Below are 21,744 nucleotides of genomic sequence, written 5' to 3'. Positions count from 1 at the left end.
AGCGTAGTCGGCACGAACCGGCCAACAGCCTCGAGTCGCGCATCAAACCGTTGCGACCGGAATCTTGCCGATCTTCGCCTGCCATTCCTTCGGGCCGGTCTGGTGGACCGAGGTGCCCGACGAATCGACCGCGACCGTCACCGGCATATCCTGGACGTCGAACTCATAGATGGCTTCCATGCCGAGGTCTTCGAATGCGAGGACCTTCGAGCCGCGGATCGCCTTCGACACGAGGTACGCTGCGCCGCCGACAGCCATCAGGTAAGCAGCCTTGTGCTTCTTGATTGCCTCGATCGCGACCGGTCCGCGCTCGGCCTTGCCGACCATCGAAATGAGGCCCGTTTGCGCGAGCATCGTCTCGGTGAACTTGTCCATGCGCGTGGCGGTGGTGGGGCCTGCCGGGCCGACCACTTCGTCGCGAACCGGATCGACCGGGCCGACGTAGTAGATCACGCGGTTCTTGAAGTCCACGGGCAGCTTCTCGCCCTTGGCGAGCATGTCGGCGATGCGCTTGTGCGCGGCGTCGCGGCCCGTGAGCATCTTGCCCGAGAGCAGCAGCGTCTGGCCCGGCTTCCACGAAGCGACTTCTTCCGGTGTGAGCGTGTTCAGATCGACGCGCTTGCTCGTTTCCGTGTTCGGTTCCCAGTTGACCTTCGGCCATGCGTCGAGCGACGGTGCCTCGAGCTTCGCAGGACCCGAGCCGTCGAGCACGAAGTGCGCGTGGCGCGTGGCCGCGCAGTTCGGGATCATCGCGACGGGCTTCGACGCGGCGTGCGTCGGCGCGGCCATGATCTTGACGTCGAGCACGGTGGCGAGGCCGCCCAGGCCCTGCGCACCGATGCCGAGTGCGTTGACCTTCTCGTGCAGTTCGACGCGCAGCTCTTCGATCCAGTCCGTCGGGCCGCGCTTGATGATCTCCTGAATGTCGATCGGCTCCATCAGCGATTCCTTCGCCATCAGCATCGCCTTTTCAGCCGTGCCGCCGATGCCGATGCCGAGCATGCCCGGCGGGCACCAGCCAGCGCCCATCGTCGGGACGGTCTTGAGGATCCAGTCGACGATCGAGTCGGACGGGTTCAGCATCACGAACTTCGACTTGTTCTCCGAGCCGCCGCCCTTGGCCGCGACTTGCACGTCGACCTTGTCGCCCGGCACGATCTCGTAGTGGATCACGGCCGGCGTGTTGTCCTTCGTGTTCTTGCGGCCGCCTTCGGGCGGGTTCACGATCGATGCGCGCAGCACGTTGTCCGGGTTCAGATAACCGCGGCGAACGCCTTCGTTGATCATGTCGGTCAGGCTCATCGTCGCGCCATCCCAACGCACGTCCATGCCGACCTTCACGAAGATCGTGACGATGCCGGTGTCCTGGCAAATCGGGCGCTTGCCTTCGGCGCACATGCGGCTGTTCGTGAGGATCTGCGCGATCGCATCCTTCGCGGCGGGGCTTTCTTCAAGCTCGTACGCGCGGCCGAGTGCTTCGATGTAGTCCTGCGGATGGTAGTAGCTGATGTACTGCAGCGAATCCGCGATGCTCTGGATCAGGTCTTCCTGTTTGATGACTGTCATGGCTAGCTTCAGTGGGGACGGAATGTCGTAAATCTTGTTGTGAGTGCCGCCTTACTCGACGGCTTCGGCGACAACGGAGTCGGCCGGTACCGGATGGCGCGCGGCGAATTCCTGGTAATGCTCGGAATGAGTGTGCGTCGTGAGTCGGTCGATCCACGCCATGATCAGCGCGGAGACGAGGAACGCACCATGGATGATCACCTGCCACATCACGGTGTGAGTGGAGACCGCATCGGGATTGATGAAGGTCTTCAGCAGATGAATCGACGAAATGCTGATGAGCGCCATCGCGAGCTTCACTTTCAGCACGCCGGCGTTCACGTGATCGAGCCATTCGGGCTCGTCGGGGTGGCCTTCGAGGCCCATGCGCGAGACGAACGTCTCATAGCCGCCGACGATCACCATGATGAGCAGATTCGAGATCATCACCACGTCGATCAGGCCGAGCACGGCGAGCATGATGCTCGTTTCGTCGAGCGTCGTCGAATGGCTGACGAGGTGCCAGACTTCCTTCAGGAAGAGCACGCAGTAGACGGCCTGCGCGACGATCAAGCCGAGATACAGTGGCACCTGGAGCCAGCGGCTCATGAAGATCACGCGCGGCAGCAGACGGCTGGCGCGCGGGGTGCGGGCGGGCGTGGGTGCTCTGGACGGCGAAGGGCGTGCTGCGGACATAGGCAATTGCGATGGCGAAAATCGGGCGGGGTTCAAGCGCCGCGCCTTCCGCATCCGGCAACGCAACGGGTGCGCCGCCGGCGGGTGCGCGCCGCCTGGACCGGGCGCGCGTAATTGTACAGTGTCGGCGGCTGGCCTCGCCCTAACACCGGCAGCGGCTGGTTCGGCCCGGGCGGGCCGGGCTTGCGGTCGCCGCGCGGCGGGCGCCACGGGCTGCAGCGTGCAACGCGGGGCCAGACCCGGCGCGCGCATCATTCTTCACCGCGCCGCAATGCAAGTCAGGATGCGACGGGCGGCACCTGTTTCGTCTTCAGGCTGGCGAGCGCGATGCCGGTAATCACGCAGGCTAACGCGATGCCGTGCGCGGGTGTGGGCCGCTCGCCGAGCAGCACGATCCCGTAGACTGCCGCGGCCACGGGCAGGACGGCCGTAAATACGCCGGCGACACTGCCCGGAACGTGCCGGATTCCCTTCATCCAGAGCCAGAACGAGAACACGCTGGCGGCGAGCCCGTACCAGAGCGAGAGTCCCCAGATGCCGGCGGGCACGGCCGCATAATCGAACGACAGTGCAAAAGGCAGACCCACCGGCAGCATCAACAGGAAGCCGAAGAGGTGCGTGTACGCGCAGATGTCGATGGGCGCGAGCGTCTGCGTGAGGCGGCGGGAAAGGATCACGTAGAGCGACTCGCAGCACACGGCGCCGAGCACCATGAGATTGCCGGTCAGCGATTGCGGCGAACCGCTGTCGTCGGCGTGTGCGAGGTTGATGACGGCAATGCCCGCGATGGCGAGCGCGATCGACGCGAGCGCGCGAGTGTCTGGCCGCTCGCGCAGGAAGATCCACGAAAAGAGGGCGACGACCGCGGGGATGGTGCTGGTGATGACGCCTGCAGCGACAGCGCTCGTGCGATGCACGCCGTCAAGCATGAGCAGCGTAAACCCGAATGTACCGAAGAGCGCCTGAAGGAAGAGATTGATCCACTCGCCGCGCGTCACGAGTCGCATCTTCGCGACACGCAGCAGCGGCCCGAGCACCGCGAGGGCGATCACGAAACGCAGGAGCGCAAAGAGTGGAACGGGGATAAAGGCGACGATCGATTTGCCGATGCCGACATTGCTGCCCACGAGGAGCATCGCGGCGACGAGGAAAATAGAATATCGGTTCAAGCTGGAATCCGGGCGCGCAAAGTTTTCAGCTAGCATTCTAAATGCCCGCTTACCTGAACGTCACCTGAAAGGCGTGTGTGCAAGGCTGCGCACATTGCACGTAAGTGGCAGGTAAGTTGGTACGCTTACGCTAGTCCGCACAGACGGAGAGCAATATTGCACGCGCGGCTTTGCTGCGGTGCCGCAGTGCACATCTGAAAGCAGCAACACGAATAGCAGGAATAAAGCAGGAAAAATAATCGTCGCAACCGCTCACAAGGCGGGGCGGCATTCGGAGACGGCGCATGCTGGCATCGGAGATGCTGCGTGTGTCCATGAGTTTGATGTTTTACCTTCACGAAGGGGTTGTCGATGTCAGCGATTGAATCGGTACTTCAGGAGCGCCGCGTTTTCGCGCCGTCCGCACAAATCGTAGCGAATGCCACGGTGTCCGGCATGGACGCCTACCAGGCGCTGTGCGCGGAAGCCGAACGCGATTACGAGGGCTTCTGGGCGCGCCTCGCGCGCGAAACCCTGACGTGGCAGAAGCCGTTCACGAAGGTGCTCGACGAATCGAACGCACCGTTCTACACGTGGTTCGAGGACGGCGAACTCAACGCTTCATACAACAGCCTCGACCGTCACGTCGAAGCGGGTAATGGCGCACGCGTCGCGGTGATCTTCGAAGCCGATGACGGCACCGTCACCCACATCACCTACCAGGACCTGCTCGCGCGCGTTTCGCGCTTTGCCAACGCGCTGAAGAAGCGCGGCGTGAAAAAGGGCGACCGCGTCGTGATCTACATGCCGATGTCCGTCGAGGGCATCGTGGCGATGCAGGCGTGTGCGCGGATCGGCGCGACGCACTCGGTGGTGTTCGGCGGTTTTTCGTCGAAGTCGCTGCACGAGCGCATCGTCGACGTGGGCGCCGTGGCGCTCATCACCGCCGACGAGCAGATGCGCGGCGGCAAGGCGCTGCCGCTGAAGAACATCGCCGACGAAGCGCTCGCGATGGGCGGCTGCGAGGCGGTGCACAGCGTGATCGTGTACCAGCGCACGGGCGGCAAGGTCGCGTGGCACGCGGGCCGCGACTACTGGATGCATGAAGTCTCGGCGGCGGAAAGCGACACCTGCGCGCCGGTGCCGGTGGGCGCGGAGCATCCGCTGTTCATCCTCTACACGTCGGGCTCGACGGGCAAGCCCAAGGGCGTGCAGCACAGCACGGGCGGCTATCTGCTGTGGGCCGCGCAGAGCATGAAGTGGACGTTCGACTCGAAGCCGAACGACGTGTTCTGGTGCACGGCCGACATCGGCTGGATCACGGGCCACAGCTACGTCGCGTACGGACCGCTGACGATCGGCGCGACCCAGGTGGTGTTCGAGGGCGTGCCGACGTATCCGAACGCGGGCCGCTTCTGGGACATGATCGCGCGCCACAAGGTCACCACGTTCTACACGGCGCCCACGGCGATCCGCTCGCTGATCAAGGCGTCGGAAGCCGATGCGAAGGTGCATCCGAAGAGCTACGACCTGTCGTCGCTGCGCATTCTCGGCACGGTGGGCGAGCCGATCAATCCGGAAGCGTGGATGTGGTACTACGAGAACGTGGGCGGCGCGCGCTGCCCGATCGTCGACACGTGGTGGCAGACCGAGACGGGCGGCCACATGATCACGCCGCTGCCGGGCGCGACGCCGCTGGTGCCGGGTTCGTGCACGCTGCCGCTGCCGGGCATCATGGCGGCGATCGTCGATGAAACGGGCCAGGACGTACCGAACGGTCAGGGCGGCATTCTGGTGGTCAAGCGCCCGTGGCCGGCGATGATCCGCAACGTGTGGGGCAACCCGGAGCGCTATCGCACGGGGTACTTCCCGGAGGAACTGGGCGGGCGTCTGTACCTGGCCGGTGACGGCAGCGTGCGCGACAAGGACACGGGCTACTTCACGATCATGGGCCGCATCGACGACGTGCTGAACGTCTCGGGTCACCGGCTGGGCACGATGGAGATCGAGTCGGCACTGGTGGCCAATCCGCTGGTGGCAGAGGCGGCGGTGGTGGGTCGTCCGGACGACACGACGGGTGAGGCGGTGGTGGCGTTCGTGGTGCTCAAGGGCGCACGTCCGCACGGTGACGACGCCGTGAAACTCGCCAACGATCTGCGTGCGTGGGTGGGCAAGGAGATCGGACCGATCGCCAAGCCGCGCGACATCCGCTTCGGCGAGAACCTGCCGAAGACGCGCTCGGGCAAGATCATGCGGCGTCTGCTGCGCTCGCTGGCGAAGGGCGAGGCGATCACGCAGGACGTTTCGACGCTGGAAAATCCGGCGATTCTCGATCAGCTCGGCGAGTCGGTGTAAGCGATTCCCAGCAGCGCGGCTCGCTCGACGGCGCCGCGCTGCTCCTCCATAGCGGTCGATCCCGATTGCCGGCGTGGCGCATTTTTGTTACATAGGCGCATGGCCGCGCCACAGTCCACACCCCAGAACAACGTCAATCCATTGCCTGAGCCTCCACGGGTGAGCGAGGCGATGGCGCTCGCCCATAAGCGCTACTGGCGCTTCAACATCGTGCTGATCGCCGTGCTCATGACGATTGGCTTTATCGTTTCCTTCGTCGTTCCGTTCTTCGCGAGCTCGCTCAGCAGTGTGCGCTTCGCGGGTTTCAGCCTGCCGTTCTACGTCGGCGCACAGGGCGCGATTATCGTGTACGTGCTGCTCATTGCCGTCTATATCGTGCTGATGCAGCGCGCCGACCGCGAATTGCAGGCCGCCCGCGAAGCCGACCTGGCGATCCGGGAGGCCTTCAAGGCGCCCCAACGATGAAGCTCGCGCATCGGCTCATCCGGTCGTACGCCTTCTATACGATCGGTTTCCTCGCGTTTGTCTACGTGATGTGGCGCATCGAGCTGTTCACGGGACCCGGCGTGTGGATCGGCTACGTGTTCCTGTTCGTGCCGATCGCCGTCTACGCCGTGATCGGCTTGCTCTCGCGGACATCCGATCTCGTCGAGTACTACGTCGCGGGGCGCCGCGTGCCGTCGTTCTTCAATGGGATGGCAACCGCTGCGGACTGGCTTTCGGCTGCGTCGTTCATCGGTCTTGCGGGCTCGCTCTACGCGAGCGGCTACGACGGCCTTGCCTACATGATGGGCTGGACCGCAGGCTACTGCCTTGTTGCGTTCCTGCTCGCGCCGTACGTGCGCAAACTCGCGCGCTATACCATCGCCGACTTTCTCGGCACGCGCTATTCGAGCAACCTCGTGCGCGCACTCGCCGTCCTTGCGACGATCCTCTGCTCGTTCGTCTATCTCGTCGCGCAGATCCAGGGCGTGGGGCTGATTGCGATGCGCTTTATCGGCGTCGATTTTGCCATCGGCATCTTCTGCGGACTTGCCGGTATTCTCGTGTGTTCGTTTCTCGGTGGCATGCGCGCGGTGACGTGGACGCAGGTCGCGCAGTACGTCATTCTCATTTCCGCGATCCTGATTCCTGTCTCGTTGATCGCGCATCGCGACGGGTTGGGGTGGCTGCCGCAATTCAATTACGGCCGGCTGATGGAGCGCGTGGAAGCGCTCGAGGGCAACGTACGCGACGCGGCCCCTGAACAGAGCGTACGCGACGAATTCCGGCACCGCGCGGGGGTTTGGCAAACGCGGCTCGATGCGTTGCCGCAGTCGTTTGTCGAAGAGAAAACACGCCTCAACGACACGCTCGTCAACCTGCGCCGCCACAACGGTCCGCTGCGTGAGATTGACTCGCTCGAACGCCAGATTGAATCGTTTCCGCACGACGCGGATGCGGCGCGTATCGTGTGGACGCAGCATCGCGACGACCTGCTCGAGCGCGCGGCGACGCCCGTGCCGATGCGCGAACCGTTTCCCGCTGTTGACGACGACGCGCGGCGCATCCACCAACGCAATTTTCTTTCGCTGCTGCTGTGCCTGTCGCTCGGCACGGCGAGCTTGCCGCACATCCTCACGCGCTACAACACGACGACGTCAGTGGCGTCGGCCCGGCGCTCGGTGGGGTGGACGCTCTTTTTCGTCGCGCTGTTCTACCTGACCGTGCCGGTGCTCGCGGTGATGATCAAGTACGAGATCCTCACGCATCTGGTAGGGCAGCGCTTTGGCGATCTGCCGCATTGGGTGATGCAGTGGCGGCGCATCGAGCCGTATCTCATCAGCATCGCTGACGTGAACGGCGATGGCATCGTGCGTTGGGGCGATATTCAAATGCAGCCGGACATGGTCGTGCTTGCAGCGCCGGAGATTGCCGGACTGCCGTATGTCATGTCGGGACTTATTGCGTCGGGTGCGCTGGCCGCGGCGCTCTCCACCGCGGATGGTCTGCTGCTCACGATCTCAAACGTGCTTTCGCACGATGTGTACTACCACATGGTCGATCCCGAGGCGTCCAGTCAGCGGCGCGTGACGATGTCGAAGATCCTGCTGCTCGGTGTCGCGCTGTTTGCTTCATGGGTGGCGTCGCTCAATACGGGGAACATCTTGTTCCTCGTTGGTGCCGCGTTTTCGCTCGCGGCGTCGAGTCTCTTTCCGGTGCTCGTCCTCGGTGTTTTCTGGAAGCGCACCACACGGCTCGGCGCAGTGGCGGGGATGATTGCGGGACTCGTGGTGTGCGTCTATTACATCGTTTCGACGTATCCGTTCTTTACGCAACTGACCGGCTTCGAAGGTGGGCGGTGGTTCGGCATCGAGCCGATCAGTTCGGGCGTGTTCGGCGTACCGGCGGGCTTTCTTGTGGCGATCGGCGTGAGCTTGCTGGACAGGCGGCCGGATGCGTATACGGTCGCGCTCGTGGACTATATTCGCCATCCTTGACGTGCTGGGTGCAGTGGGTCAGAGGGCTGGGTGGGGCAGGTGTCGAGAGAACTCGCCGACGTTTGTCGACGCGCGTTCTAGCGACTGCCAACAACGCTGGTTTAGCCCTCGTTCTGCGGCATTTCGAATTCCCCCCCCCCGGTTGAACAGATCAATACAGCACGTCGGACCACGCCAGTCCGAGCGGACACCCCGCAAGGTCCTCGTGTGTGCTGTCGCATTCGTCATCAAAGCGCAGACCGCAAAGGACTTCGACCGGCGCTGCAGCCGGCTGCGCGGCGGCGGTCTGAAACTGTCGCATCGCCGTAAGCGTGTCTCGATCCAGCGTGTCAATTGCCGCTCCTGTCAGCCGACAGCGTTCGGTTTCCTCTTGCTAATTTTCGGTTGGGAAAATCAGGCCAATCAGGTAGATCACCATGGCGAGCTTGTTGAGTGAAATCGTATGGATTGCAGAATTATTTTGTTTCAGGCCAGTCCGATTGTTGATGTCGTCGGAGTTGATGGAGAGTGTTCGCTCATTCGTGGGGTGCTCAACGCGCGCTTAAGCAATAGGCAGCAATAGCCGCCACAACAGTGGATCTGACGCCACGCGTTGTGCGCAGTCCGGTTTGCGTGCTGCGTTATTCGACTGCCGGAATGGCCGTGCCGCACGGGAATCTCCGACGACTGGCGCGAGCTGATCAAGTCCTGAGTCTGCGAACTGATCGCCTGGCGCGCAGAGATCCTGTCCGTGCATTCCGTCGACCCCACGAACCTCTTTTGATCCACCCGCCGGGAACCATTCATGCCACGCCAGCCCGACCTGCGTTTTGCCGTCGAATGCGCCTGCAGCGGGATTTTCGACGAAGTAGCGTTCGAACTTGCCGAAGCCCCCCGGCGTGCTTTGAATCGAGGCTCAAACTCTCCGGCAGCGACCTCGCTACATTTTTCTCCCAGCCCATAGAGGATCTGTTTATGAAACCTGTTGTTCTCGTAGGCCACCGTCACTCCTGCCCGCAGCACGGCTCTGGTGCGGTTATCTCTGGCGCCTCTGAAGCAAAGATTAACGGCAGGGCCATTGCCCGGGTGACCGACCGCATCAGCTGTGGTGCAGCGATCATCACCGGATCGGCCAATTGTGAAATCGAAGGTCAGGCGGTCGCCCGTCAGGGTGACCGGACCGATCATGGTGGCGTGCTGGAGGAAGGGGACAGCAACTGGATGGTCGAATAAATCCTTGGCAATTATGCGTGTCAGCGTGCGGATATCAGCGGGCAGCACTTCGATATGTCCGGGCGCGGTGTGCAAATTCGTTCGCCGCGAATCCGTAACCCCTTTTTCGTCTGGAAATGCACAAACGGACCAGAACTCACCGTGCACCGACAACGCCCTCGCATAGAGCGCGTCCCACGCAGTCTCGGTGGTCTCCTGCTGGCACGGCCATCGAGCAGGCCGTCCTCTCCACTGTGCAAAGCTATAGACCGTCAATACGCAGCCTGCCCGTGCCCCTGCGCTGTCGGGCGAGCGGGTCGGTAGACGCCTGGGTAAATGGATGCCGCATGACTGGCGAGGCGGGTGCCGCATTGGCGGCACTCTGGCCGACACGCGGTGTTCGGTGGGGGCATTGACGGCCGACCTGAAAAGGCTCGTCGCCGCGCATTATCCGTCAGGCCCGTTGGACCGAGACTGTCAGGCGATGATGGCATACTAGATTGAGCTTGCTCACTCCCGCCTAACGCTTGACGGGGTGAGGGCAGACGACGAGTGGACGTTCGGCCGGCGAGCACTACCGCGAAAATTCAAAGTGATACGATGTCTCGACGTCTACGCAGGAGACGAAGATGCCTATCTATCAGATCACTCGCGGCGTTCTGGAGCGTGTTGCTCAGGCGGTATCGCGTTCCTTTCACGATGACGCCATATACAGCGAGCAAGCTGCAGCGGACGGACGACTGAATGTGCTGATCGTCCGTAATCCGGTCGGAAATGACACTCCGTACATCTCGCTACGTTTTCCCGGTGACCTGCTGGATCGCCTTGAAGCGCTGGGGCCGAAGCAATCCGCCATCGTGGGGGATCAAATCCGGAAGGTCGTTGCGGCGCGTCTTGTTGACTACCAGGATGCGCGTGACGCCGGAACGCTGGGAAGGAACAATCCCTTCCTGATCGAATTCGATGATCGAATCTTCGATGACGTTTCGGGCGGTTGAGCGTTTCTTCGATTCTTCTTTTAGTGCTGCTGTGTCGCCGAGGGCGGTGCCTTCGCGCTAGTCTTGCGGGCTTTCGAGGGCTGCGGTGAGTGGCGTCTTCGGGTGCCGTCTGGCGCTTCTGCTGCTTTCCGGCAGCAGTTTTCGCGGCTGGAATTCGCGTTGCAAAGGTGCGACGCCGTTTCCAGGGTGCGGCCACGAGGAGCGAAATCGCTCGAAGCCGTATGTGGTGTCCTGGCGGAGAGAGGGGGATTCGAACCCCCGATAGGTTATTAACCTATACACGCTTTCCAGGCGTGCGACTTAAACCACTCATCCATCTCTCCTGAGGGACGCGAATTATAGCAGAATCCTGGCGGTAGGGGGAGGTGGTGTTGGCAAAGCCGGGCGAGTCGCCCTTACGCGCGTTCGTTCAGCCACCAGGTGAGACTGCGGTGACTTTTACGAGCCGTGGTTCACTCTACGAGGCGGCCGTCGTCGGCTGGTCGCGCGCGGTTGCGGGTTCAACCGGCTGACTTTCGACCTGCACCCTCTCCGTGCATCCATTCATAGCGTGTTTTCTGGTCGAACAGTTGCCGCTAGCAGTCGTGTGCACGGAACACTTTGCGCCGTGATTTGATATGGACTCCAGATAAAGCCGCGGCAAAAGAACGTTATCCGTGGAGGGGCCATACGATAGCTGCAGCGCAGCATGCGCCGGCTTTCACGCAGGACGTTCCGTTCTGCTACGTCATCGTCGCAATCCGCGATTGCGACAAACACAACAACGCGCGTACGCGCGAGCCACTTACGCACGCAGACGGACCCGCAATCAGCACGCCACAGCGACGAAACCGCACCAGCTCCGATCACTCCGCGGCATCCGCCTGGCGCCGTCCATTACAGCGCGGCCCGAATACGCTGGGCAAGCGCCTCGAGCCTGGCCATGTCGGCCATCTCGCGTGCGTGCGGACGCAATTGCTCACCCTCGCGACGCGGAATCACATGGAAATGGACGTGCGGCACGGTCTGTCCGGCCGCGGCACCGTTGAACTGCGCGATCAGCAAACCCTCGGGTGCGATCGCCGCGCGCACCGCGGCGGCGACCTGCTGCACCATTGCGATCGCCGCCGCGGCGGCCTCGATCGGGAGATCGTAAATCTGCTCGGCCGGCGCCTTCGGCAGAACCAGCACGTGGCCGTCGGCCTGGGGCATCACGTCCATGATCGCGAGCGCCGACTCGTTCTCGCATACCTTGATGCAGGGCGCTTCGCCGCGCAGGATGCGCGCAAAGATGTTGTTCGAATCGTAAGCCATGATTTTCTCGGGTGACGCGCGCAAGCGCGCGGGGGTACGGGGAGAACAACCGACGATTATGGCTCACGCACCATCCTCCGGAGTGCATTCCTGCAGGATTTTTCGACCGGGTGCATCATTAGGCTTAACAACGGGTTTCATAGCGGATTGCGCAGCGGGCTTCACAGCGCGCGCGACGACGAACGCTTTGACACGGAGCACCCATGGCTACGACCGATATCGAGTCAGCCCATTCCGTCCGCAAGGCCACCGGTTCCTCGGCCTGGCGGTTGGTCGCCAGCTTGCTGGCGCAGGCCGACGTGAAGCTCGACGGAACGCGTGCGTGGGACATGCGCGTCCACGACCAGCACGTGCCCGAGCGTTTGCTCGCGCTAGGCAATCTCGGCCTTGGCGAGGCCTATATGGACGGGCAGTGGGATTGCGACCGTCTCGACGAATTCTTCGCGCGCGTGCTGCGCGCGCATCTGGACGAAAAGATCGACCCGGCGCGGCTCGTCTTTCATGCGCTCAAGGCGCGCCTCATGAACCGTCAGACCGTCCGCCGTGCGTGGAGGGTGGGGCAGCAGCACTACGATCTCAGCAACGCGTTCTATGAGGCGATGCTCGACCGCCGTATGACCTATACGTGCGGCTACTGGTCCGGCGGTGCGACTTCGCTGGACGAGGCGCAGGAAGCGAAGCTCGACCTGATCTGCCGGAAACTCGGTCTCGAACCGGGCATGCGTCTGCTCGACATCGGGTGCGGCTGGGGTAGCCTCATGCGGTTTGCGGCGGAGCGCTACGGCGTGTCGTGTGTGGGTGTGACCGTGTCGAAGGAGCAGGCGGCCCTCGGTGCCGAGCGCTGCAAGGGGCTGCCTGTCGAGTTTCGTCTGCTGGACTACCGGGCGCTCGACGAGCGCTTCGATCGCATCGCGAGCGTGGGCATGTTCGAACACGTCGGCTCAAAGAATTACCGCACGTATATGGAAGTGGCGCACCGCTGTCTCGCGGATGGCGGCCTCTTTTTGCTGCACACGATCGGCAAGAATCGTCGCGATACGACACCCGATCCGTGGATCGACAAGTACATCTTTCCAAACGGCGAGTTGCCGGCCATCGGGCAGATTGCCGACGCTTCGGGTGGTCTGTTCGTAACCGAGGACCTGCACAATTTCGGCGCCGATTACGACCGCACACTGATGGCCTGGCACGCGAACTTCGAGGCGGCGTGGCCGCGTTTCGAGGCGCAGATGGGGCAGCGTTTTTATCGCATGTGGCGGTACTACCTGCTTTCGTGCGCCGGCGCGTTCCGCGCGCGCGATATCCAGCTCTGGCAGTGGGTGTTCTCGAAGAAGGGGCTGCCCGGCGGCTATCGGCGGCCTGAGCTTCGTTGACTGCCAGGCGCGGCCGCCGCAGGGGCAAGCCGCGAGCAAGACGGGCGTCGGATTAGCGCAATACCGCTGCGACGGTTGCGATGCCGAGGATCGTCATGACGAGCGACGCGCAGACGTGAATGGCGATCTGCGCGACCGCCCAGCCGAAGCGGCCATTCTGCAGGTGCGAGACGACCTCGGCGGAGAAGGTCGAGAACGTGGATAGGCCGCCCATGAGGCCCGTGATGACGAAGAGCCGCCATTCGGGCGCCACGTTGGGGACGCGCGCAAAGAATGCGACGGCGACGCCGACCACATAGCCCGCGATCACGTTGGAGGCGAGCGTACCGAGCGGCATCAAGGGAAAGAGGGTGTTCAGGCGCAGGCCCAACACCCAGCGCAACAGCGAACCGAGCGCTCCGCCGATACCGACCGCAAGAATGGACAGATACATGGTGTGAAGAGGTTGAAGGCGCAATGAAGGCCAGCGCGAGGCTGGCTTCGTTTCGAGCACGGAGTTTAGCATCGCCTCCGGCGCGCCTGGCACCATGACCCGCCCGGCGCAACCTCTCCCTTCATGATCCGCCCGTGCGCTCGTCAGGCCAGACCGCCATTTGCGCGCAGCACCTGGCCGTTCACCCATGCGCCGTCTGGCCCTGCGAGAAACGATACGACCGCGGCAATGTCCTCCGGCTGGCCCAGGCGCTGCAACGGTGGCATGTTCGTGAACTGGCGGATCTGTTCGTCGGTTTTGCCTTCGAGGAATAGCGCCGTGGCGGTCGGTCCCGGCGCGACGGCGTTCACGGTGATGTTGCGACCGCGCAGTTCGTTCGCGAAGATCCGCGTGAGGGTTTCCACGGCGGCCTTGCTCGCGCAGTAGATGCCATAGGTCGGTCGATTGAGCGCGAGCACGCTGGTCGAAAAGTTGATGACGCGGCCGCCGTCGGCGAGCCTGGTCGCCGCTTCACGCATCGTGTTCAGCGTGCCGCGCACGTTGATGTCGAATGTTTCGTCGAAGAGGGCGTCGGTGGATTCGGCGATCGTCGCGTTCTTCATGATGCCCGCATTGTTCACGAGCACCGTGGGCTGGCCGAGTTGCTCCGTCGTCGTCTCGAACAGGCGCCGTGCGTCAGCGGCGTTCGAAATGTCGGCTTTTACCGCGATCGCGCGCCCGCCTTCCGCGGTGATCTTCGCGACCAGCGCTTCCGCTGGCGCGGCGCTCGACGCGTAATTGATCACGACGGCGTGGCCGTCGCGTGCGAGACGTTCGGCGATCGCCGCGCCGATGCCGCGCGAGGCGCCGGTGACAATGGCAACGCTGTGGGTAATCGAGGAGGAGTTCATGATCGGTTTCCTGTGTGAGGTGGAGTAACGGAGCCGATCATGAACCGAATCGCGCAATTGATCATCGTGCGGCTGTTGGCTTCATTATTCCATTCTGATTAACAATGGTGCTTCGCGCCCGGAAGCCATGATCGACGAAGCCCGCGTTGGCCGCGTGTGTGTTGGTGCGTTGCGGATCGCAATCATCGGATTCGACCACGGGGACTCCCGCCGGCTCAATTGACCTGTTCCGGTCGGCACACCGTGTCGTGCGATCCGTTGCAGGTTACGCGGTCGGCGCGAGAGGGCACGTTGGAATCGTCACTCTGGTCGATTCCATATGATTCGCATGCCGAATTTAAAACCGCCAGGGACGTTACGGTGCGAAATGGATTCGACAAAATGACGGTTGCGCCGGGCTGCACTAACGTCGCAAAGTTTCTACGGCGAGGACTCGGCCCGGTGCAGAACCTCCGCGAGCAATGACCCGGGGCCTCATGATGCGTCGCGTCATGACGTCCTTCAGCGTGTTCGCGGCTCGGTGGAGTCCTGAAGCGGATAGGCTGTAGAATGGCCCCGTCCACTCACGGTGCCGGCCTGCGCATGAAAGTCGCTCTTTTCATTCCGTGCTTCATCGATGTGTTCTATCCCGAGGTGGGAATCGCCACGCTCGAACTGCTGGAGCGGTTCGGCTGCGAGGTCGACTATCCGCCCGACCAGACCTGCTGCGGCCAGCCGATGGCCAACTCCGGCGCGCAGGCCGAGGCCGCCGGTGTCGAGCGCGTGTTCGCGCGCAACTTCGCGGGCTACGACTATATCGTCGCGCCGTCGGCGAGCTGTGTGAACCACGTGCGCGACCATCTCACGGCCATCGAGCAGACCGACGAGGTGCGTAAGGTTCGCGCGTCGGCTTACGAACTGGTCGAATTCCTCCATGATGTGCTTGGCGTACGCGAATTTCCGTGGGCCGAGTTTCCCTGGCGCGTGGGACTGCACAACAGTTGCAGCGCGCTGCGCCACCTGAACGAGGCATCTGTTTCGGAAGTGGCCGGCGAGCCCTTCAACAAGCCGCTTGCGCTGCTGCGCGGTGTGAAGGGCATCGAGTTCGTGAGCCCAAAGCGGCCTGACGAATGCTGCGGTTTCGGCGGCACGTTCGCGGTGACCGAGGAAGCCGTTTCGGTGCGCATGGGTCAGGACAAGGTCGTCGATCATGTCGGCGCAGGCGCGCAATACATCGTTTCGGGCGACATGTCGTGTCTCATGCATCAGCAAGGCTGCGCCGAACGCATGAACGCCGACGTGCGCTTCATCCACATTGCGCAGGTGCTCAACGGAGCCCGGGAATGAAACGCGTCGAACATGCGAAGCTGGCCGGCGACTTTCTGCTTCGTCCGGAGCACGTCGAGTTCCACGACAAGCGGCTGTGGGACCTGCGCACGAAACGCGATGCCCAGGCCCATGCCATCTCCGAGTGGGAAACGATGCGCTCGCTCGCATCGGCGATCAAGGAACACACGCTCTCGCACCTGGCTGACTATCTTGACCAGTTCTCGCGCAATGCCGAGGCCAACGGCGTGCAGGTCCACTGGGCCGATACGGCTGAGGAGCACAACGAGATCGTCTACCGCCTGCTGAGCGAGCGCGGCATGACGGGCCTCGTGAAGAGCAAATCGATGCTGACCGACGAATGCGCGATGCGCCCGTATCTGGAATCGCGCGGCATCTCGGTGATGGAAACGGATCTCGGCGAGCGCATCCAGCAGCTCGACCGGCAGCCGCCGAGCCATATCGTCGTGCCCGCCGTTCACAAGCTGCGCGACGATGTGGCCGAGGTCTTCAGCCGCACGATTGGTACGGATCCGCACAACAGTGACATCCACTATCTCGCCGAAAGCCAGCGCATGAACACGCGGCCCTGGTTCGTGCGCGAGAAGACGGCCGGCATGACCGGCTGCAATTTCGCGGTGGCCGAGACGGGCACTGTCGTGGTGTGCACTAATGAAGGCAACGCCGACCTGTCGTCGAACATGACGCCGTTGCACATCGTATCGATGGGTATCGAGAAGCTGATTCCGCGCGTCTCGGATCTCGGCGTGTTCATCCGCATGCTCTCGCGCAGCGCGCTCGGTTCGCCGATCACGCAGTACACGTCGCACTTTCGCGCCCCGCGCGAGGGCGCGCAGATGCATTTCGTCATCGTCGACAATGGCCGCTCGGAGCGGCTCAGGATGCCGGAGTTCTGGTACTCGCTGAAGTGCATCCGTTGCGGCGCTTGCATGAACACGTGCCCGGTCTACCGGCGCAGCGGCGGGCTTTCGTATGGGAGCACGTATGCGGGGCCGATCGGCGCGATCATCAATCCCACGTTCGACCTGAAGCGCTTCAGCGCATTACCGTTCGCTTCGACGCTCAACGGAAGCTGCACGAACGTCTGCCCCGTGAAGATCAATATCCACGAGCAGATCTATCAATGGCGTCAGGTGATCGCCGAGCAACACGAGGTGCCGTTCGTCAAGCGGGAAGTGATCAAGATGGCGTCGCGCCTGATGTCGAGCCCCACGCTTTATCGTGCGGCCACGGCTTCCGTCGATGGCGCCTTGCGTCGTCTGCCGCATTTCGTGCTGTATAACCCGCTCAATATCTGGGGGCGGCAGCGCGAATTGCCGCGCGCGCCGAGGACCACCTTTCATGCGTGGTACAAGAAAAATCGCGAAGGAGGCGGCCGTGGCGAATCGTGAAGCTTTCCTCGCGCGTGTGCGTGAAGCTCAACCGGATGCACTCGAACTGCCCGATGTGCCGCTTTTCGAAGCGCCTGCTGGCGACCTGCGTGAGCGCTTCGAGGCCGCGCTCAAGCTGATGGGCGGCCGCGTAGCCGAAGCGACTTCCGGCGAGGCGGTGCTCTCCCTGATCGGTGAACGCTTCGGCGCGCGCGCGGAGATCGCTTCGGCGGCACCGGAAGTGCCGGGCACACGCGCTATAGCCGCGGCCACGGTGCCCGCATCGCTCGAAGACGTCGACGTGGGCGTCGTGCGTGCACGCTTCGGCGTCGCGGAGACGGGCTCTGTGTGGCTGAGCGAGCGCGAATACGTCGTCAATGCGCTTGGCTATATCGTGCAGCATCTGATCGTGCTGCTCGATCCCGCGCAGATCGTCGCGGGCCTGCAGGATGCGTACCGTCGCGACGACTTTCGCAGCGCGCGTTATGCGGCGCTCGTGACGGGACCGTCGGCCACTGCGGACATCGAGGGCGTGCTGATTCAGGGCGCGCAAGGGGTGCGGTCGCTGACGGTGGTGTGGCTGCTGGCATCGTGACGGCGTAGTCGCGCCCGTGTGCGCATCACTTGCGATGCGCCTGCCAGGGCAATCCCACGAAGGTCCGCTGAGTACACAGGTGAGCCATGACGGCAGTGGAATCCGCGATCCTCGTGTTCGTGCTCCTGCTGGGCGGCACGGGCCTCGGCACACTGTTGCGGCCGCTCTTGCCCGACGAGCATCGCAGACACGAGACGCTCCAGCTCGTGCAGCTCGTGATCGGCATGCTCGTGACGTTCTCTGCGCTCGTGCTGGGCCTGCTCACGGCGTCGGCGAAAAGCAGCTTCGATACGGTGACCAGCGACCTGCGCACGTACGCGGCCCAGTTGATCCAGCTCGACCTGCGTCTGCGCGAATACGGCGAAGCGGCGGAGCCACCGCGTCTCGCGCTGCGCGCCTACACGGCGGCGGCTATCGCCTCGACGTGGCCGCGCGAGGCGCGCCCGCCCGGCGACTACTATCCGGTTGTTGCCCAGATTGACCCTTCGAAGCTGGAAAGCAGCGAGCTTGGCGCACTGCTCAATTCCGTGGGACGCTCGATCAACAGCCTCGTGCCGCGTGATCATTTTCACCAGATCCTCGCCGCGGATCTCGAACAGCATTTCCTGCGCGTCACCGACACGCGCTGGCGGCTCATCGAAGAAGCTCATGGCTCGATTTCGGGTCCGTTCTTTACGATGCTCGCGCTGTGGCTCGTTCTGATCTTTCTGAGCTTCGGCCTGGTCGCGCCGCGCGGTGCGCTTGCGGCAGTGACGATCCTGCTTGGCGCGATATCGATTTCGTCGGCGATCTTTGTGATCGTTTGTCTCGACACGCCGTTTGAGGGAATCATCGCGGTTCCAAGCGACTCGATGCGCGAGGCGCTCGCGCACATGAACGAGCCGCTCGCGCCGTTGCCGTCGACGCAGTGAGGCGGCGTATTCCGAAATCAGACGTTCGTTGCGCTAGACTCCCGGGTCCGGTTATCGATGAGAACGAGGAGGTGCGGATGCTGCGCAAGACGCTCAATGCATCGCGGCTGCAGGAAGAGGTGAGCCGCCGCTTGCACAAGCTGCAGGAAGTGATCGATGACGGCGTGAAGTTCACCGTGCCGCGTCCGCAACTTCAGCCTGCCGACCGCGCGGGCTGCAACTGGACGATGAAGCATTTCGGCAACGCGGCCGGTTTCGAGTCGAGCATCGCGGGCGTACTCGCGAAGGTGCAGGCCGAGTACAACCTGACGGTGGACGACGACATGGACGCGGGTGCCGGCGATCCGTTCGGCGGATCGAAGTCGTCTGGCTCGGCGAATCCGTTCGGCGAGGCTGCGGGGCCTTCGAAAGCATCGAATCCATTTGGCGATTCGTCGCCCGCAAAGTCCGGCGATCCGTTCGGCGGCGGAGAGGACGCGTCTCGTCCCGCGCCGAAGCGCTCTGGTAACCCCTTCGGAGACGATTGAACGCGGGCGGGGCGACGCGCGCCACCGTTGAGAATGGCGCGCGTCGTTTCGCGATCAGCTTTCGTCAGCAGCGGCCTTGGCACGCGTGCGGCGGGTGCGCGAGGTGGTTTTCTTCGCTGCGGGAGCTTCGGCTGCGGGCTCGGGAGAGGGCGCGTCGCTCACCGGCTGTGGCGCGGGTTTCTTGCGCGCGGCGCTCTTGCGCGCGGCGCTCTTGCGCGGAGCCGCTTTGCGGGCACGGCGCGGGGCGGTGGCCGTATCGGTGCCACTTTGCTCTTGTCCGGCCGTGTCTGCGGCGCTGGTCACTTCAGATTCGACGTGCGCGGCGGTGTGTGCCGCCTCGCCAAAGGGCAGGGCTGTTTGTCCCGCGTGCGCTTCGCCCGCTGCTTCGCTCGCAGGCGTTTCCGCGTGGTCGTGAGGCTCGGTGACGCTCGCCTCTTGCACCGCTTCGCGTCCGCCGCGCCTCCCTTTGCCGCGTCCCTTGCCCCGGCCGCGCGATTCTTCGCTGCGCGCGGGCCCGGTTTCACCGGCGGGAGGGGCCACGGTCACCGGCACCTCGATGGCGGCGGGCGCTGGCTGGCTCGTGCGCGATACGAATGCACCCGACTTCTCGTCGCGGCCTACTTCGAGTAGCCCGCGCGCTTGCGCCTCGTCGAGCAGATTGCCGAACGCGCGGAAGCCGTAGCGCGTCTCGTTGAAATCGGGGCGGCGCCGCTTGATCGCGCTCTTCAACACCGACGCCCAGATCTTGCCGCTGTCGCCGCGCTCCAGCACGAGCGCATCGAGCGTTTCGACAGCGAGCGCGATCGCCTTCGATTTGCGTTCCTCCGACTTGCGCTCTTCCGTGTCGGCCTTCGGCTGGCGATCTTCGCCGGCGGGGCGCTTTGAGCCCGCGCTGCCGTCACGCTTTCCGGCGCCGCGTGATGGCTCGCGAGCGAGTTCGCGCACCAGATCGTCGTAGAAGATGAATTCGTCGCAGTTGGCGACGAGCAGGTCGGACGTCGAATGCTTCACGCCGACGCCAATCACCTTCTTCGCGTTCTCGCGCAGCTTCGAGACGAGCGGCGAGAAGTCGGAGTCACCGCTCACGATCACAAACGTATCGACGTGCGACTTCGTATAGCAGAGATCGAGCGCGTCGACGACGAGCCGGATATCGGCGGAATTCTTGCCCGACTGGCGCACGTGCGGGATTTCGATCAGCTCGAAGCTCGCCTCGTGCATCGACGCCTTGAAGCCCTTGTAGCGCTCCCAGTCGCAATAGGCTTTCTTCACGACGATGCTGCCCTTGAGCAAGAGCCGCTCGAGCACGGGTTTGATATCGAAGCGGTCGATCTTCGCGTCGCGCACGCCGAGTGCGACGTTCTCGAAGTCGCAGAACACCGCCATGCTGACGTTTTCCTGGGGGGAGGCCATGTGATTCGTTCGTTCCATCTACAGTTTGAGCGCACATGATAGCCCGTCGAGCGCGTGCGGGACGGGATCGGCGGCGCAGCGCGCGTGGTCGGCGACATATTTTGTTCATGTCGCGGGGCCACTAAACGCATTGAGCCGTTGCGGATGCAAGCACGACCCGTAGACAACCCTCGCCCCTTACTGCGAAACAGATCGCGTTCGATGAGCGATTGCCCCTGCGCGCCGCCGATGCAGAGCCCTCGTCTAGCCGCGTCGCACGGTGCCTGTCGGCTCGGTGCTCGTGCCAGGCGTTGCGTACCCGAGCAGGGCGCTCGCGGCGGCAGCCTCGCGGCGCAGCGCGACGGCGACGGGCCCATCGGGCGACGCATCGAATCCACCCGTCGCGCCGAGCGCTGTGAGTACCGCGCAGAGCTTGCCGGTGTGATCGAAAACCGGTGCGGAGACCGCGCTGATTCCCTTGAGGTTCGTGTCCTTCACGCTCGCGCACTGCGTGGCCTGCACGCTGCGCCGCAACGCGCCAATCGGATCGGCGCTGTCGAGCTGCGCGCGCAGCGAGGCTTCGGCCTGCGAGAGTTCGTCTTCGGCTTGTGCGAGCACGCGCGCGTCGTCGAGCATCCCGAGAAATACGCGCCCCGTCGACGACCACAGCAGCGACATCACCGAGCCCACGCGCACGTTCACCGTCACGGGCAGCCCTGGTTCCTCGAAGCGGATGATCGTCGGCCCCATGTTGCCCATCACCGCGACGAACGTCGTGACCTCCAGCTGTTCGCGCAGGCGCATGAGCGCAGGCTCGGCGATCCGCACAGGGTCGGCCTGACGCATCGCCGCGACGCCGATCATCATCGCCTCCGGCCCAAGCAAGTATTGCTGCGAGCCAGTGTCCTGCGCGACGAGACCTTCGTCGATCAGGCTAGCCAGATAGCGGTGCACCTTCGCTGGACTCTCACCGACGTAAGCGGCAAGGCCCGTGAGACTCGCGCGGCCGCCGAGGCGCGCGAGGCCCTTGAGCACGGCCATACCGGTTTGCGCCGACTGAACACGCTGACGTCGCTCGCGCGCTGCGCCGGCGTTGGATGTGCTGCCTTTCGGCTTCTTCGCGTCACTGGCGCGAGCGAGGGAAACGGCGGAATCAGGGACGGTTTTCATGGCGCGATTCTAAGCGGGCAGATGGGCCGGGCGGCGGCCGCGTGCTTGCAC

The 21,744-nt window shown here is 63.6% G+C and carries 19 protein-coding genes, 1 tRNA gene and 1 pseudogene; 11 read left to right on the top strand and 10 right to left on the bottom strand.

All coding sequences use genetic code 11. The annotated features are described in order from the left end of the window. Positions 1-42: 42 nt before the first annotated feature. The 3 genes from L0U80_RS09340 to L0U80_RS09330 form a co-directional block, all read right to left on the bottom strand. Entirely contained in the window at positions 43-1,566 is a 1,524-nt protein-coding gene (locus tag L0U80_RS09340) for a fumarate hydratase (protein ID WP_233863658.1), read from the bottom strand. Positions 1,567-1,617: 51 nt separating this feature from the next. Continuing rightward, positions 1,618-2,241: a TIGR00645 family protein gene (locus L0U80_RS09335; protein ID WP_233863657.1), complete on the bottom strand. Its 624-nt coding sequence runs from the start codon at positions 2,239-2,241 to the stop codon at positions 1,618-1,620. A gap of 278 nt (positions 2,242-2,519) precedes the next feature. Next, positions 2,520-3,410: a DMT family transporter gene (locus tag L0U80_RS09330; protein ID WP_233863656.1), complete on the bottom strand. Its 891-nt coding sequence runs from the start codon at positions 3,408-3,410 to the stop codon at positions 2,520-2,522. 351 nt (positions 3,411-3,761) lie between these two features. Between L0U80_RS09330 and acs the strand changes: the two genes are divergently transcribed. From acs to L0U80_RS09315, 3 genes are all read left to right on the top strand, one after another. Next, positions 3,762-5,744 carry an acetate--CoA ligase gene (acs, locus tag L0U80_RS09325; protein ID WP_233863655.1) on the top strand — a complete coding sequence of 661 codons (1,983 nt, stop codon included), beginning with the start codon at positions 3,762-3,764 and terminating at the stop codon, positions 5,742-5,744. Between the two features lie 99 nt (positions 5,745-5,843). Then, complete coding sequence (locus L0U80_RS09320) at positions 5,844-6,209, top strand: DUF4212 domain-containing protein (protein WP_233863654.1); 366 nt, start codon at positions 5,844-5,846, stop codon at positions 6,207-6,209. After that, positions 6,206-8,224, top strand: a complete 2,019-nt coding sequence (locus L0U80_RS09315) for a sodium:solute symporter family protein (RefSeq protein WP_233863653.1) — start codon at positions 6,206-6,208, stop codon at positions 8,222-8,224. Before L0U80_RS09320 ends, L0U80_RS09315 begins: the two co-directional genes overlap by 4 nt. Positions 8,225-8,375: 151 nt before the next feature. Here the strand turns inward: L0U80_RS09315 and L0U80_RS09310 are convergent, their stop codons facing one another. Beyond that, the gene (locus tag L0U80_RS09310) at positions 8,376-8,525 is read right to left on the bottom strand and encodes a hypothetical protein (protein WP_233863652.1); all 150 of its coding nucleotides are present in this window, start codon (positions 8,523-8,525) and stop codon (positions 8,376-8,378) included. 653 nt (positions 8,526-9,178) lie between these two features. Here L0U80_RS09310 and L0U80_RS09305 point away from each other — a divergent pair. Further along, entirely contained in the window at positions 9,179-9,436 is a 258-nt protein-coding gene (locus L0U80_RS09305) for a PAAR domain-containing protein (protein WP_233863651.1), read from the top strand. Between the two features lie 608 nt (positions 9,437-10,044). Beyond that, the gene (locus tag L0U80_RS09300; RefSeq protein WP_233863650.1) at positions 10,045-10,413 is read left to right on the top strand and encodes a hypothetical protein; all 369 of its coding nucleotides are present in this window, start codon (positions 10,045-10,047) and stop codon (positions 10,411-10,413) included. Between the two features lie 232 nt (positions 10,414-10,645). On the opposite strand, the gene L0U80_RS09295 is transcribed toward L0U80_RS09300, so the two are convergent. Both L0U80_RS09295 and L0U80_RS09290 read right to left on the bottom strand, forming a co-directional pair. Beyond that, a tRNA-Ser gene (locus L0U80_RS09295) sits at positions 10,646-10,736 on the bottom strand. A 553-nt stretch (positions 10,737-11,289) separates the two neighbouring features. Continuing rightward, complete coding sequence (locus L0U80_RS09290; protein ID WP_233863649.1) at positions 11,290-11,706, bottom strand: HIT family protein; 417 nt, start codon at positions 11,704-11,706, stop codon at positions 11,290-11,292. Between the two features lie 203 nt (positions 11,707-11,909). Between L0U80_RS09290 and cfa the strand changes: the two genes are divergently transcribed. Then, on the top strand, positions 11,910-13,079 hold the full coding sequence (cfa, locus tag L0U80_RS09285) for a cyclopropane fatty acyl phospholipid synthase (RefSeq protein ID WP_233863648.1): 1,170 nt from the start codon (positions 11,910-11,912) through the stop codon (positions 13,077-13,079). Positions 13,080-13,131: 52 nt separating this feature from the next. Here the strand turns inward: cfa and crcB are convergent, their stop codons facing one another. Further along, entirely contained in the window at positions 13,132-13,512 is a 381-nt protein-coding gene (gene crcB, locus L0U80_RS09280) for a fluoride efflux transporter CrcB (RefSeq protein WP_233865810.1), read from the bottom strand. Positions 13,513-13,655: 143 nt separating this feature from the next. Further along, entirely contained in the window at positions 13,656-14,402 is a 747-nt protein-coding gene (locus L0U80_RS09275; protein WP_233863647.1) for an SDR family oxidoreductase, read from the bottom strand. Between the two features lie 582 nt (positions 14,403-14,984). On the opposite strand from L0U80_RS09275, the gene L0U80_RS09270 reads away from it, so the two are divergent. The 5 genes and pseudogenes from L0U80_RS09270 to L0U80_RS09250 form a co-directional block, all read left to right on the top strand. After that, positions 14,985-15,728, top strand: coding sequence for a (Fe-S)-binding protein (locus L0U80_RS09270; RefSeq protein ID WP_124153882.1), 744 nt, complete (start codon positions 14,985-14,987; stop codon positions 15,726-15,728). Next, positions 15,725-17,119, top strand: a complete 1,395-nt coding sequence (locus L0U80_RS09265) for a lactate utilization protein B (protein WP_233863646.1) — start codon at positions 15,725-15,727, stop codon at positions 17,117-17,119. The genes L0U80_RS09270 and L0U80_RS09265 overlap by 4 nt, the downstream gene beginning before the upstream one ends. Further along, entirely contained in the window at positions 17,106-17,693 is a 588-nt protein-coding gene (locus L0U80_RS09260; RefSeq protein WP_233863645.1) for a LutC/YkgG family protein, read from the top strand. Before L0U80_RS09265 ends, L0U80_RS09260 begins: the two co-directional genes overlap by 14 nt. Before the next feature lie 86 nt (positions 17,694-17,779). Continuing rightward, positions 17,780-18,604: a bestrophin-like domain gene (locus L0U80_RS09255; RefSeq protein ID WP_233863644.1), complete on the top strand. Its 825-nt coding sequence runs from the start codon at positions 17,780-17,782 to the stop codon at positions 18,602-18,604. Between the two features lie 77 nt (positions 18,605-18,681). Further along, positions 18,682-18,957, top strand: a pseudogene (locus tag L0U80_RS09250) (hypothetical protein); the annotation flags it as partial. Positions 18,958-19,185: 228 nt separating this feature from the next. On the opposite strand, the gene L0U80_RS09245 reads toward L0U80_RS09250, so the two are convergent. Together L0U80_RS09245 and L0U80_RS09240 are read right to left on the bottom strand one after the other, a co-directional pair. After that, on the bottom strand, positions 19,186-20,544 hold the full coding sequence (locus L0U80_RS09245; RefSeq protein ID WP_233863643.1) for an NYN domain-containing protein: 1,359 nt from the start codon (positions 20,542-20,544) through the stop codon (positions 19,186-19,188). A gap of 243 nt (positions 20,545-20,787) precedes the next feature. After that, the gene (locus L0U80_RS09240; protein WP_233863642.1) at positions 20,788-21,693 is read right to left on the bottom strand and encodes an IclR family transcriptional regulator; all 906 of its coding nucleotides are present in this window, start codon (positions 21,691-21,693) and stop codon (positions 20,788-20,790) included. Between the last annotated feature and the right edge of the window lie 51 nt (positions 21,694-21,744).

It is taken from the genome of Paraburkholderia adhaesiva, from assembly GCF_021390575.1.
GTDB lineage: Bacteria > Pseudomonadota > Gammaproteobacteria > Burkholderiales > Burkholderiaceae > Paraburkholderia > Paraburkholderia adhaesiva.
This window is presented reverse-complemented; position numbering and strand designations above follow the sequence as displayed.